Origin of the sequence: Glutamicibacter sp. (genome assembly GCF_032154645.1) — a bacterium.
Lineage (GTDB): Bacteria > Actinomycetota > Actinomycetes > Actinomycetales > Micrococcaceae > Glutamicibacter.
This window is the reverse complement of record NZ_JALDXV010000005.1, coordinates 171,708-185,223: the sequence shown is the minus strand read 5'-3', so window position 1 is coordinate 185,223 and position 13,516 is coordinate 171,708. Positions and strand designations below refer to the sequence as shown.

The 13,516-nt window shown below is 60.2% G+C and carries 14 protein-coding genes; 10 read left to right on the top strand and 4 right to left on the bottom strand.

Translation table 11 applies throughout. The features are described from left to right. Positions 1-412: 412 nt before the first annotated feature. Positions 413-1,408 (bottom strand): hypothetical protein, encoded by a 996-nt coding sequence (locus RUH64_RS06835; protein ID WP_313812329.1) that lies wholly within the window; start codon positions 1,406-1,408, stop codon positions 413-415. A 219-nt stretch (positions 1,409-1,627) separates the two neighbouring features. Here RUH64_RS06835 and RUH64_RS06830 point away from each other — a divergent pair, with 219 nt between their 5' ends. The 10 genes from RUH64_RS06830 to RUH64_RS06785 all read left to right on the top strand — a co-directional run bounded on the left by RUH64_RS06830 (position 1,628) and on the right by RUH64_RS06785 (position 11,478). Then, a complete protein-coding gene (locus tag RUH64_RS06830; RefSeq protein ID WP_313812327.1) occupies positions 1,628-2,395 on the top strand; it encodes a hypothetical protein in 768 nt (255 codons plus the stop codon). Positions 2,396-2,452: 57 nt separating this feature from the next. Further along, positions 2,453-3,469, top strand: a complete 1,017-nt coding sequence (locus RUH64_RS06825) for an HAD-IIA family hydrolase (RefSeq protein ID WP_313812325.1) — start codon at positions 2,453-2,455, stop codon at positions 3,467-3,469. After that, positions 3,466-3,666, top strand: coding sequence for a hypothetical protein (locus RUH64_RS06820; protein ID WP_313812323.1), 201 nt, complete (start codon positions 3,466-3,468; stop codon positions 3,664-3,666). The genes RUH64_RS06825 and RUH64_RS06820 overlap by 4 nt, the downstream gene beginning before the upstream one ends. After that, a complete protein-coding gene (locus tag RUH64_RS06815) occupies positions 3,663-4,475 on the top strand; it encodes a TlyA family RNA methyltransferase (protein ID WP_313812322.1) in 813 nt (270 codons plus the stop codon). Before RUH64_RS06820 ends, RUH64_RS06815 begins: the two co-directional genes overlap by 4 nt. A gap of 87 nt (positions 4,476-4,562) precedes the next feature. Next, positions 4,563-5,597 carry an NAD kinase gene (locus RUH64_RS06810; protein ID WP_313812320.1) on the top strand — a complete coding sequence of 345 codons (1,035 nt, stop codon included), beginning with the start codon at positions 4,563-4,565 and terminating at the stop codon, positions 5,595-5,597. A gap of 119 nt (positions 5,598-5,716) precedes the next feature. Further along, positions 5,717-7,471, top strand: coding sequence for a DNA repair protein RecN (gene recN / locus RUH64_RS06805; RefSeq protein WP_313812319.1), 1,755 nt, complete (start codon positions 5,717-5,719; stop codon positions 7,469-7,471). 107 nt (positions 7,472-7,578) lie between these two features. Then, positions 7,579-9,264: a CTP synthase gene (locus tag RUH64_RS06800; protein WP_313812318.1), complete on the top strand. Its 1,686-nt coding sequence runs from the start codon at positions 7,579-7,581 to the stop codon at positions 9,262-9,264. A 130-nt stretch (positions 9,265-9,394) separates the two neighbouring features. After that, a complete protein-coding gene (locus RUH64_RS06795) occupies positions 9,395-10,033 on the top strand; it encodes an NUDIX hydrolase (RefSeq protein ID WP_313812317.1) in 639 nt (212 codons plus the stop codon). A gap of 16 nt (positions 10,034-10,049) precedes the next feature. Continuing rightward, the gene (gene xerD, locus RUH64_RS06790) at positions 10,050-10,973 is read left to right on the top strand and encodes a site-specific tyrosine recombinase XerD (RefSeq protein WP_313812316.1); all 924 of its coding nucleotides are present in this window, start codon (positions 10,050-10,052) and stop codon (positions 10,971-10,973) included. 4 nt (positions 10,974-10,977) lie between these two features. Next, positions 10,978-11,478, top strand: a complete 501-nt coding sequence (locus RUH64_RS06785; RefSeq protein WP_313812315.1) for an NUDIX domain-containing protein — start codon at positions 10,978-10,980, stop codon at positions 11,476-11,478. Here RUH64_RS06785 and RUH64_RS06780 read toward each other — a convergent pair. The 3 genes from RUH64_RS06780 to RUH64_RS06770 all read right to left on the bottom strand — a co-directional run bounded on the left by RUH64_RS06780 (position 11,462) and on the right by RUH64_RS06770 (position 13,493). Next, positions 11,462-11,719: a helix-turn-helix transcriptional regulator gene (locus RUH64_RS06780; protein WP_313812314.1), complete on the bottom strand. Its 258-nt coding sequence runs from the start codon at positions 11,717-11,719 to the stop codon at positions 11,462-11,464. The two genes, RUH64_RS06785 and RUH64_RS06780, sit on opposite strands and share 17 nt — an antisense overlap. Next, positions 11,719-12,216: a DUF2975 domain-containing protein gene (locus RUH64_RS06775; RefSeq protein WP_313812312.1), complete on the bottom strand. Its 498-nt coding sequence runs from the start codon at positions 12,214-12,216 to the stop codon at positions 11,719-11,721. The genes RUH64_RS06780 and RUH64_RS06775 overlap by 1 nt, the downstream gene beginning before the upstream one ends. A gap of 140 nt (positions 12,217-12,356) precedes the next feature. Further along, positions 12,357-13,493, bottom strand: coding sequence for a bifunctional 2-methylcitrate synthase/citrate synthase (locus RUH64_RS06770; RefSeq protein WP_313812311.1), 1,137 nt, complete (start codon positions 13,491-13,493; stop codon positions 12,357-12,359). Positions 13,494-13,516: the final 23 nt, after the last annotated feature.

Here is a 13,516-nt window from a genome sequence, read left to right as displayed (position 1 = left end):
CTAAAGTGGGTTTGAGGCTCTAACACTGTGGTGTTGGAGCCTCACCCGTTTAACCGGTCGGGTTAGCTAGGTGGGTGTTTGGGGGTCCTGGTGGGCCCTCTTTTTTGTGGTTAAAGCACGGGGCGCGGTTCAGTATGAGCTGACCGTGGAACTAAAAGGGTCCAGAATAAATCTATTGAGGACTGAGTGTCTGGCCACATTACTAATGATTCTCTAGGGGAAGTGCGGTTACTCCCGTAAACTTAATGGAAGTCGTACACGCATATGAGCGTGTTTATTAGTTAATAGTGAAGTGACCTGTATCCAGGCACGAAGGTTGCGGTATAGAGATATCCGCTGAAGGGGACATTAAATGTCTAACGATTTCCGCCGTAGTTCTGACCATGGACAAGGCGGCTTCCGGAACTCAGATTCAAGCCACAACAATTCTAAGAGTGATGTCAAGCGTCGGGATGATAACCGTGGTGGTTTCCGCGGTGACCGCAACGACGACAACCGTGGCGGTTTCCGCGATGACCGTGGTGGCTACCGTCGCAACGACGACAACCGTGGTGACTTCAAGCGCCGGGATGATAACCGTGGCGGTTTCCGCGGTGACCTTAACGATGACCGTGGTGGCTACCGTCGCAACGACGACAACCGCGGCGATTTCAAGCGACGCGACGACAACCGCGGTGACTTCAAGCGTCGCGATGACAACCGCGGTGACTTCAAGCGCCGTGACGACAACCGCGGTGACTTCAAGCGCCGCGATGACAACCGCGGTGACTTTAAACGTCGTGACGACAACCGCGGTGGCTACCGTCGCAACGACGACAATCGCGGCGATTTCAAGCGTCGGGATGATAACCGTGGTGGTTTCCGCGGTGACCGCAACGATGACCGTGGTGGCTACCGTCGCAACGACGACAACCGCGGTGACTTCAAGCGTCGGGATGATAACCGTGGTGGTTTCCGCGGTGACCGCAACGATGACCGTGGTGGCTACCGTCGCAACGACGACAACCGTGGTGACTTCAAGCGTCGCGATGATAACCGTGGCGGTTTCCGCGGTGACCGCAATGACGATCGTGGTGGCTACCGTCGCAACGACGACAACCGTGGTGACTTCAAGCGTCGCGATGATAACCGTGGCGGTTTCCGCGGTGACCGCAATGACGATCGTGGTGGCTACCGTCGCAACGACGACAACCGCGGTGACTTCAAGCGCCGTGACGACAACCGCGGTGACTTCAAGCGTCGCGATGACAACCGCGGTGACTTCAAGCGTCGCGATGAAAACCGCGGTGACTTCAAGCGTCGCGATGAAAACCGTGGCGACTTCAAACGCCGCGATGAAAACCGTGGCGACTTTAAACGTCGCGATGACAACCGCGGCGATTTTAAGCGCTCCGATTCGCGACCACACAATGACAAGCCCCGCGAACAGAAGAAGTTCGAGGATCCACAGGCTCAGTCACCGCGTGCTCACAACCCGGGCGACCTGCGAATTTCCAACCGTTCGGACCGTGCCCAGTCCCCGGAAATCGACGAAGATGTCACAGGCAAAGAGCTGGACCGCGTTGCCCGCGCCCAGCTGCGTTACCTGGAAGATCGCTCGGCGTCGTGGGTTGCAAAGCACCTGGTGATGGCAGGGCGTCTGCTGGAAGATGATCCAGAGCTTGCCTACGAGCACACCCTGGCAGCCTCGCGTCGCGGTGGCCGTGTTGCGGTCGTACGTGAAGCGGTTGGCATCGCAGCCTACCACGCGGGCAAATACGCTGATTCACTTCGCGAGCTGCGCACCCATCGTCGTATCTCGGGTTCGGATTACAACCTGCCGTTGATTGCCGACTCCCTGCGTGGACTTGGCCGAGTTGAAAAGGCCATCGAGTTGGCGCACTCCGACGAGTGCGCAAACCTGGAACCGGCAGTCAAGGTCGAGATGCAGATCGTCGTCGCCGGTTGCTACGCGGACCTCGGCAAATTGGATCGTGCGCTGGCTGAACTTGAGTCCCTGGAACAGCTGGACTTCAACCGTGCATTCTCCTTCAGCCCGCGTCTGTTCGCAGTTTACGCCGAGCTGCTGCAGGCCGCCGGGCGTGCAGAGGAAGCCGCCCGCTGGGAAAAGCAGGTCAGCGTTGCCGAGCGTGCCCTAGGCATCGAAGAAGAGATTGAGTCCTTCATCGTTGACCTGGCTCCAGAAATGGACGATGACGAGGAAGAAACCCCACGCGCCCGCGATCTGGTGGAGGCTGAGTCTGAAGAGGTTGACGAGCCGGCTGTCGACGGGGACGAGGAATCCGAGCAGGTTGGCGTTGACGAAGAGGACGGACTGAGCGAGGTTGTGCCTTCAGCCCCCGTCGACGAGGCTTCCACTGAAGATGCAGCGGCCAAGGACGGCGAAGAGAACTAGTACGACGTAGACTCGCAGTAGTACTAGTTAGCTTCGAGAAGTAGGAACCACCACCTCATGCTGATCTCCGGATTTGATGCAGTCCTCTCAGATTTGGACGGCGTGGTTTACGCCGGCCCAGATCCCATCGATGACGCAGTTGAATCGCTGAATACACTGGCGGAAGTCAACGTCGCGCACGCCTTCATAACGAACAATGCGGGGCGTTCGCCGATGTCTGTCGCGGCTCACCTGCGCAAGTTGGGCGTGAAGACCAGTGCGGAGCAGGTATTCGGCTCGGCGGATGCCGGGGCGGAAATGCTTGCCCGAGAACTGAATCCGGGCAGCAAGGTGTTGGTTGTCGGGTCCCCGTACCTGCGTGAATGCATCGCGGTACGGGGTCTCGACGTGGTCGAATCCCACAAGGACGAGCCTGTGGCTGTGATCCAGGGATTCGACCCAGAAGTTTCGTGGAATGATCTTGCTCAGGCATCCTATGCAATCAATAACGGTGCCAAATGGGTTGCGACGAACACGGACCTGACCATTCCGCGTGCCGAGGGCATCGCTCCTGGCAATGGTTCGCTTGTTCACGCAGTGAAGCTGGCCACCGGCGTCACCCCTAGGGTGGCGGGCAAACCAGAATCCTACCTCTTCAGCAGGGCTGCAGATCGTCTGGACGCCAAGCGGCCGCTGGTGCTCGGTGATCGTCTGGACACAGATATCCTGGGTGGATTCCATGCAGGATTCTCCACCGCCTTGGTGCTCACCGGCGTCGACACCCCGCAGACGGCTCTCGGTGCGCCGGTTCAAGAGCGTCCGAACTACCTGATTTCTACGCTCGCTTCAATCTATCGGCCTTACCCCACCATCAAGGTGCTTGGCTATGGGGTCCAGGTGGGCGAAGCCGTCGCACGAATAAAGAATGGGGCGATCGAGGTGGACGGCAACGAGTCCGACCTCAATGCCTGGCGCGCTGCCTGCCACGCATGGTGGCTGGCCCACCCGCGTCAGCAGACGCATGAGAACCCGGACATCGTTTTCACCGCACGCGGCCTCCAGATGCTTCGCCGCGCCACGGGGGAGCGTTCATGAGCCAGTACGAAACAACTCCGCGGCCAGCGACACCAGGGCACATAGCCCAGCGAGTTGAGCATATTGACCCAGAGCAGCTGGAAGCCTCACTCTCCTCCCTAGCGGATCACGATGTCACAGATCATGCGCAAATCTACGAACAGTTGCTCTCGGGATTGCAACAGGAACTTAACAGCTCGGAGCACGGAGGAGCATGAACCGGCTTGATCAAGAACTCGTTTCCAGGGGGCTAGCGCGGTCTCGTACCGAGGCGGGAAAGCTGATTGAGGCGCAGCGCGTGAGCCTTGACGGAGCACCCTGTACCAAGGCGTCAAAGAAGGTTGCGGCCGATGTGGCAATCCTTGTCGCCGCCGCCGAAGGCGAGGAGTATGTTTCCCGGGCTGGGCACAAACTCGCCGGCGCACTAGATGTATTCACCACTATCTCACCCAAAGGCCTGCGCTGCCTCGATGCAGGCGCCTCCACCGGCGGGTTTACCGATGTCCTGCTGCGCCGCGGTGCTGCTCAGGTCGTCGCAGCTGACGTCGGACATGGGCAGTTAGTCGCCCAGATTCGTGAAGACTCACGCGTGGTGGTCTATGAAGGGTTGAATGTTCGCTACCTGGAGCCGGAATCTATTGGTGGAGTTGTCGACCTAGTAGTAGCAGACTTGTCATTCATTTCACTGACGCTGGTGCTCGAAGCCCTTGCCAAGGCTACCAAGCCCGGCGGGTCGCTGGTGCTCATGGTGAAGCCGCAATTTGAGGTCGGCCGTGAATTTCTGAACCGCACAGGCGTCGTCAGCAATCCTCAGCTTCGCCGCAGCGCCGTGCAAGCAGTGGTTGCCAAGGCAAATCAGGTGGGTTTGGCACTGCGCGGACTGGCGCGAAGTCCACTGGCGGGACAGGATGGCAACGCCGAGTTCTTCCTCTGGCTTGCCGCCGACCCGGAACTGATCGGGACCCAAGAAGATACCGAAGATGACGTGGCAAACTCTGCAATGCTCCAGAGCGTTGACTATTCTTAGAACTGTCGCAGCGAGGCCGGCGCAATGACCCGGACTTCGGCGCGGCCGACCTGAAGCACCCATCATCGTTGAGAGGGGCACACCGCCTTGCGCCGAATTCTTGTCTTCACCCATACCGGACGTAAAGAAGCGGTAGTCGCAACCCTTGAAACCTGCACGCTACTCTCCGCCTCGGGTGTCATCCCGGTAATGCGCGCCAAGGACCAGGAAGCGATGACGCAGGCGGTGGGGCAGCCGGTCCCGGGAGTCCAGATTCTGGATACAGACTGCACTCTAGAAGACGTCGACATGGGAGTTGTGCTCGGCGGCGACGGCTCGGTGCTTCGCGCCGCTGAACTCGTTCGAGGTACTGCGCTTCCGCTGGTGGGCGTGAATTTGGGCCATGTCGGCTTCCTAGCCGAAGCCGAGCGCAGCGAGCTTGAAGCTACCGTGCGGGCATTGGTGAACAAGGACTACACCGTGGAAGAGCGGATGACCATCGAGGTGAAGGTCTGGCTCGACAATGTGTGCCTCGCCGAAACCTGGGCGCTGAACGAAGCGGCGGTAGAAAAGGCAAACCGCGAGCGAATGGTCGAGGTAGTCATCGAGGTCGACGGCCGCCCGATCTCAACCTTCGGCTGCGACGGGGTGGTGATGGCGACGCCAACCGGGTCGACCGCCTATTCCTTTTCCGCAGGCGGACCAGTGGTGTGGCCGGATGTTGCGGCGCTGATCATGGTTCCGATTTCGGCGCACGCGCTGTTTGCCAAACCACTGGTGGTATCGCCGACCTCCACCATGGCAGTGGAGATGCTGACCCGTACCGAGGCCGGCGCCGTGCTGTGGTGCGACGGGCGTCGTACCCTCGACCTGCCACCCGGAGCCCGCATTGAGGTGACTCGCAGCGACACGCCGGTGAAGCTGGCCCGCATGAACACTACGCCGTTCTCCGAACGACTCGTCAATAAGTTCGAACTGCCGATTACCGGCTGGCGCGGTCCAGCCAAGGATGACAAGCGCAGGCCCGCCACCACGGCCCTGCCGGTGCTTGTTCCGGGCATGCAGAGCGTCGAACCGCATCACAAGGATGAGCCGAGCATCCCCATGGTCGGACGCACCGATGACGGCCACCAGGAGCACTAGCACCGTTCGGATCTCGCCGCGAGTTTTCAACATCTTCGAATGTAGCTACGAAAATACGCTTAGAACACATATACTAATCCTGCACGATCGAACATGAACTCGACTTTCGGGAGCAGGCCATGATTCAGGAAATCTCGATCTCCAACCTCGGTGTCATCACCAACGCCACCCTACCGCTGGGACCCGGGCTGACCGTGGTGACCGGCGAAACCGGTGCCGGTAAGACGATGGTGATTACTGCGCTCTCGCTGCTGCTGGGGCGTCGAGCTGACGCAGGCGCTGTGCGCAACGGGGCGGATCATGCCTTGGCGGAAGCGGTGGTCCATCTGGACCCGGACCATCACGTGCTCGACGCCGCGGCACAGGCCGGCGCGTTCATCGAGCCCGCCGACGGTTGCAGTGAACTCCTATTGTCCCGCTCCCTCTCTTCCCAGGGCCGTTCCCGCGCCACCGTGGGCGGGCGTAGCGCTCCGGTAGGCCTCTTGGCTGAACTCGGGCAGGAACTTGTGGCCGTTCACGGCCAGTCGGACCAGATACGCCTCAAGGAGCCTGGCGCGCAGCGCGACGCGCTGGATCGATTTGCAGGTTCCTCCCTGGCGCGCACCCTGTCCAGCTATCAGCGCAACTACCGGCTCTGGCGCTCGGCCGCCAAAGAACTGGCGATGCTGAAACAGGATTCCCGCAATCGAGTGCGTGAAGCGGAAAACCTACGGCTGGCGCTGGATGAAATTGACTCGCTTGACCCGCAGCCGGGAGAAGATGAAACCCTGCGCGAGCAGTCGATAAAGCTCGGGAACATCGAGTCGTTGCGCAATGCCAGCCTGCAGGCACAAGCTGTGCTGGACTCCGAGGATTTTGAGAATCCTGGGGTAACGACCCTCGTCGAGACGGCGCGGGGAGTGCTGGCCCAAGCCAGCGGCGATGACGCAGCGCTTGCAGGTTTTGCCGACCGCGCCGCGGAACTGGGGATCCTTGCCGCCGAACTTTCAAGCGACCTCTCCGGATACGTCGCCGACCTGGACGAAGAAGGTCCAGAGCTCCTAGCCCAGATCGAGTCCCGCCGGGCTGAGCTAGGTAAGCTCATGCGCAAATATGCGCCGAGCATCGATGAGGTGATCGCGTGGGCTGAAACCTCCCGCAAACGCCTGGACGAGCTTGGGGGAGACGATTCTCGCATCGAGGAACTCGAAGCCGAAGTCGTTGCGCTGGAACAAAAGGTCGCTGCCCTGTCCTCTGATTTGAGCGATGCCCGCCGACGGGCGGCCAAAAAGCTATCCACCAGAGTGTCTGCTGAGTTGACCGCCCTGGCCATGCCCGATGCAAAGCTGGTCATTGAAGTCAACGAGCTGGAAGAGCCTGGAGCCTTCGGCCAAGACGCCATCGCGATGCTGCTCGCTCCGCATGCGGGAGCTGCGCCTCGTCCGCTGGGCAAAGGAGCCAGCGGCGGTGAGCTGTCACGAGTCATGCTCGCCATCGAGGTCGTACTGGCGGCCGTTGATCCTGTCCCTACCTTCGTATTCGACGAGGTCGACCAGGGTGTTGGCGGCAAGGCTGCAGTGAGCATCGGCGAACGTCTGGCAATGCTCGCCCGGCATGTGCAGGTCATCGTGGTGACCCACCTGCCACAGGTCGCCGCCTATGCAGACCGCCACATCCGCGTCATTAAGAACTCCGATGCCAAGTCAAACGCAGGGGCAGGCTTTACCGCCAGCGATGTCATCATGCTCGACGAACCTGCCCGCGTCCGTGAGCTGGCGCGGATGCTCGCCGGCCAAGAAGAGTCCGACACGGCTCAGGCACATGCCGAGGAGCTGCTGTCCGACGCCCAGCGGTTAGTGTCTTCGCTCACCGCGGATACCGGCAAAAAGTCCTAAATTACGCGGTGGATAGGCAATTTACGGTGCATGCTAGGGCAATGCCACAGCGTGCACTACAGTAAATGTGGATGTTTATTGTTGGAATGGTGATAGGATGAAATTCCGTGGTGCAGCGTAATTTAACTCGTGATTCTCGGTCGTCTGAAACGACAAAGCATATCTTCGTCACCGGTGGCGTGGCCTCATCCCTGGGTAAGGGTTTGACGGCATCCAGCCTCGGACATCTTCTTCGAGCTCGTGGTCTTTCTGTGACCATGCAGAAGCTCGATCCGTACCTGAACGTTGATCCAGGTACCATGAACCCATTCCAGCACGGTGAAGTCTTCGTTACCGATGACGGTGCAGAAACCGACCTGGATATTGGACACTATGAGCGCTTCCTTGATGAAAATCTTCCAGGAACCGCCAATGTAACCACCGGTCAGGTGTACTCCACTGTTCTTGAACGTGAACGCCGCGGAGAGTACCTGGGCGACACCGTGCAGGTCATCCCTCACATCACCGATGAGATCAAGCGCCGCATGCGCTTAGCCGCTACCGAACCAGGTGCCGGCAAGACCGCTCCGGATGTCATCATCACCGAAATCGGCGGCACCGTTGGCGATATCGAGTCCCAGCCATTCCTTGAAGCGGCGCGTCAGGTGCGTCAGGACATTGGCCGTAAGAATGCTTTCTTCGTTCATGTCTCGCTGGTTCCCTTCATCGGTCCAAGCCACGAGCTGAAGACCAAGCCTACCCAGCACTCGGTGGCGGCACTGCGCTCTATCGGTATTCAGCCAGATGCATTGGTCATCCGTTCGGATCGCCCAATTCCTGATGAAATGCGCGCCAAGCTTGGTCGAACCTGCGATGTGGACACCGAAGCAGTTATCAACTGCGCCGATGCGCCAAGCATCTACAACATTCCAAAGGTCATCCACGCTCAGGGTCTCGACGCCTACATCGTGCAGAACCTCGACATGAAGTTCCGCGACGTTGATTGGGAAGACTGGGACCGTCTGCTGGACGTTGTTCACAACCCCAAGACTGAGGTCAATGTGGCCCTGGTCGGCAAGTACATCGACCTTCCGGATGCCTACCTTTCGGTGACCGAGGCGCTGAAGGCCGGCGGCTTTGCCAATGAAGCCAAGGTAAACATCACTTGGGTGCCAGCAGATGACTGCGCAACCGATGCCGGGGCCCAAAAGGCTCTTGCCGGGGCGGACGCCATTTGTGTTCCCGGAGGCTTCGGCATCCGCGGTCTGGAAGGCAAGCTCGGCGCACTGAAGTTCGCCCGCGAGCACCAGCTGCCTACTTTGGGTCTCTGTCTCGGCCTGCAGTCGATGGTCATCGAATACGCCCGTAACGTATCCGGACTGACCGATGCTTCTTCCACCGAATTCGACCCGGAGACCTCGGTCCCGGTGATCGCCACCATGGAAGAGCAGCTGGCAATCGTCGACGGCAAGGGCGACCTTGGCGGAACCATGCGCCTGGGCCTCTACGATGCCAAGCTGAAGGAAGGCTCCGTAGTAGCCGAGACCTACGGCAAGACCGATGTGGCCGAACGCCATCGTCACCGTTACGAAGTCAACAACGCCTATCGTGCACAGCTTGAAGAAGACGGCCTAGTCTTCTCGGGAACGTCGCCGGACGACAGCTTGGTTGAGTTCGTGGAGCTGCCAAAGGATGTACATCCTTACTACGTCTCAACCCAGGCTCACCCAGAGCTCTCCAGCCGCCCAACCCGCCCGCATCCGCTGTTTGCAGGTCTGGTGGCGGCGGCTATCGCACAGCGTGACGCGAAGTAGCCAAAGGCACTGACTGAATTCCAGCTAGCAGGGAATTTCAGTATGGCAACGCGCCGGTCTTTCACGACCGGCGCGTTGCTGATTTAAGCTTGGAGTAGCCAATACAAAAAGTAAGTCGAAGGGCGTGCAAGTGAAGAACCAGCCGATTGCCGATGAGTTTTCGAACCGAGAACTCGTTGCCCGGGAGACTGTATATCAGGGCCGGATCTGGAACGTTTTGCACGATACAGTGCAGCTCTCGGAGAATTCGCGCATCGATCGCGACTACATCAACCATCCCGGTGCCGTTTGCGTGCTCGTGATGGACGACGATGACCGAGTTCTCATGGTGAACCAATACCGCCATCCGGTGGCCATGCGTCTGTGGGAACTACCTGCCGGCCTGCTTGACGTCGCGGGTGAGCCGCCGCTCGAAGCCGCCAAGCGTGAGCTATGGGAAGAAGCGGATCGTACCGCCGAGCACTGGTCGGTGCTGACCGACGTCTTCCTAAGCCCTGGATCCTCCTCGGAAGCGATCAGGATCTATCTTGCCCGTGGCGTGCAACTGGTGTCGGACGAAGAACGCCACATCCGAACCGATGAAGAGGCCGAGATGATCACCGCATGGGTGCCCTTGGACGAGGCGGTGGCCCAAATCCTCGCCGGGAAAATCCACAACCCAGCGGCCGCGGTGGGGCTGCTGGCGGCCCAGGCCGCTCGTGCAGTGAACTACGAAACCCTGCGATCGGCGGACGAACCATTCGATGCCCAGCCGGGACTGCGCGGATAGCAGCCGACAACGCACGATGAACGATGCACTGAGTACGGCCCTGCGGCGCTACCTGCAGCACCTTGGAATCGAACGAGGCCTGGCCGAAAATACACTGGCCTCCTACCGCCGCGATCTCACCCGCTACCTTGAGGGGCTATCCGCCGCCGGCGTGGCCGCCCCGCCCCAGATTACCGAAGGTCTCATCAACGGCTACCTGCAGCAGCTCGCTAGGGGAGAGGACGAGCATCCTGCCTTGGGAGCCCGGTCCGTGGCACGACATACCGTGGCCATCCGGCAGCTGCACAAATACTGGGAGCTTGAGGGAATCTGCACCCCCAGTCCTGCAAGGGAAGTGCAGCCGCCGGCGGTCGGCCAGTCGCTACCCAAAGCGATTTCGATCGCTGAAGTCACCCGCATACTTGAGTCGATTTCACTTGAAACGCCATCCGGCCTGCGCGACAGGGCCATCCTGGAGTTCTTGTACTCCACGGGTGCGCGCATTTCGGAAGTCGTAGGACTCGACGTCGATGATCTGCATTTCACCGACGACGCGGTGGTAAGGCTCTTCGGCAAGGGATCCAAAGAGCGTGTGGTGCCGGTAGGCAGCTATGCGCAGCGTGCACTGAGCGACTACCTGGTGCGCTCCCGCCCCGGCCTTGCGACCAAGGGCAAAGGCACCCCTGCCCTGTTCTTGAACCAGCGTGGCGGAAGACTCTCGCGCCAGTCCGTCTGGCTGATCCTGTCCAAGGCAGCGGCCCAGGCGGGCATCGCCACCGAAGTATCGCCGCATACGCTGCGGCATTCATTCGCCACGCACCTGCTGGAAGGCGGAGCGGACGTCCGCGTCGTACAGGAGCTACTTGGCCATGCTTCGGTGACCACCACGCAGATCTACACCAAGGTCAGCGTGGACTCCCTGCGCGAGGCCTATCAGCTGGCGCACCCGCGCGTAAACTAGCCTCATGAGTGAAAACCCCGCTGCACCGCGAGCCGTTGTTTTGACCCTTATTCTTCGAGAAGCTGCTGGCGAACAAGAAGTTTTGCTGGGACGAAAACTGACGGGCTTCGGGAAAGGCAATGTTGTCGCCCCCGGCGGGAAGGTTGAATCGGGTGAGAGTTCTCGGCAGGCGGCAGCACGCGAGCTGGCCGAAGAAACCTCGTTGCTTGTGTCTTCGGAGCAACTCGAGCACCGCGCCACCGTGCTGTTTCGTTTTCCCGCACGCCCTGCCTCGGATATGGACTGCGAGGTGTACCTAACCTCCGAGTTCAGAGGGGATGCACGGACGAGTACCGAGCTGGAGGTGCAATGGTTCAACGTGAAGGAGCTTCCGCTGCAGAAGATGTGGCAGGACGCGGACCACTGGCTGCCGCGCATCATCGAGGGCGAGCGTTTTACCGCCACGGTCGTCATGGCCGAGGACAACCTCGGCGTGCAGCAGGTTCAATTCAGCGACTGGTCGTAGTTGACGAAGTGAGGTCATCCGTGTGCTCGCTAGGATCGTCCGGTTCGTAGAGCAACAGATCCCCGGGCTGGCATTCCAGCACCTCGCAAAGCGCTTGCAAGGTGGTGAAACGGACGGCCTTGGCCCTACCGTTTTTCAGCACGGCGAGGTTTGCCGGGGTAATCCCGACGCGTTGGGCTAGTTCCCCAACCGCCATCTTTCGCCGTGCCAGCATGACATCGATATCCACGCGAATAGCCATTAGATCACCGTACCCAGCTCGTCGCGCATCTGGGCTGCCTGTGCCTGGGTGGCGGTGGCCTGGATCAGCAGCTGTCGAAGGACCAACACGATGGTGCTGACGCCGACCATCAAGACCCCCATTCCGCCGAAAAGCAGGACGATTCCGGGGGCGATGTCCGTACTTGCGGCAAGGACTGCGGCAAAACCGAACGTCGCCACTGCGCCGACCGCGATAGCAATGATGATCGGCGCAACGTATTTGTACGAGGCGCTGTCGAATACCGTGCCTCGGGCCACCCGGGTCGCTAATTTCCAGACGCAGAAGACGCAGGTTTCAATGATCAACCCGGCGAGGAAAAGGTATGCCAGGAACGATGATTCAATCAGCCGATCCGCGCCGGCACCGGAATCTGAATTGAGCAGAATCATCGGAATCATGACCAGCTGCACGAAGAGTGTGCCCGCTAGAACTATTGCCAAGACGATGCGCAAGGCTGCCACTGATGCTCGACCCATGGCGCAGCTCCTATCGTGTTACAGAACGTTTCTATCGTTAAACGATAGCTTAATGCCGTGCCAATCCATAGGGTTTTCCGTTTTTGGGCACTAATGGAGGCACCGCCCACGGCGGTGCCTCCATAGTTGAGACGTGGCAATTAGAGCGAGCGCTGCTCCGGTCCGTTGTATGCGGAGAGCGGGCGGATCAGTGCGTTGCTTGCCCTCTGCTCCATGATGTGGGCAGTCCACCCGGTGATGCGCGAGGCGATGAATAGCGGGGTGAACATCTCAGTGTCGAAACCCATTAGATGGTAGGTGGGTCCCGCCGGGTAGTCGAGGTTTGGCTTGATGCTCTTTGCCTCGTCCATGGCTGTCTCCAGACCGTCGTAGAGCCCGAGGATCTCCTGACGGCCGTAGTGTTCGATCATCTTGTCCAGCGCCGCCTTCATCGTCGGCACCCGAGAATCTCCGTGCTTGTAAACGCGGTGGCCAAAGCCCATGACCTTCTTCTTTGCGGCCAGTGCTTCCTCCATCCAGGCCTTGGCGCGAGCCGCGGCATCTTCGCGGGATTCGTCCTTGTCGATGCCGATCTCGGTGAAGGTGTGCATGACCGCCTCGTTGGCGCCGCCGTGCAGCGGCCCCTTGAGCGCGCCGATGGCCCCGGTAACGGCCGAATGAAGGTCGGAAAGGGTCGAGGTGATCACGCGGGCGGTGAAGGTCGACGCATTAAACGAGTGCTCGGCGTAGAGCACCATCGACACGCGGAAGGCGTCGATCACCTCTGGCGCGGCCTCCTCGCCGAAGGTCATCCACAGGAAGTTCGCCGAGTAGTCGAGGTCTTCGCGCGCGGGCACCAGCTCAAGGCCGCGGCGGCGGCGCTGGTCATAGGCGACGACGGCGGGGAACGCGGCAAACAGCTCCTTGGCCTTGAGCAGCTCGGCCTCGGGGGAGGAGTTTTCCGACTCCGGGTGGTTCGCTCCGATCACCGAGACGGCGGTACGCGCCACATCCATCGGGTGGCAGTCTGCAGGCAGCAGGTCGATGGCCGCCTTGACTGCCGGATCGAGGGAACGGTTGGCACGCTCGAAAGCGCAGAATTCGGTGAGCTGGCTCTGCGTCGGCAGCTCGCCGTGCCACAGCAGCAGTGCAACCTCTTCGAATGGCACAGACGCGGCCAGATCCTGCACCGGGTAGCCGCGGTACAGCAGCGAATTGGTCTCTGGGTTGACCTTTGAAATGGCGGTGTAGTCGACGACGACTCCTGCAAGGCCCTTCTTGATGTCCTCGGTACTCATGCTCGTTCTCCTCTTCGTTGACT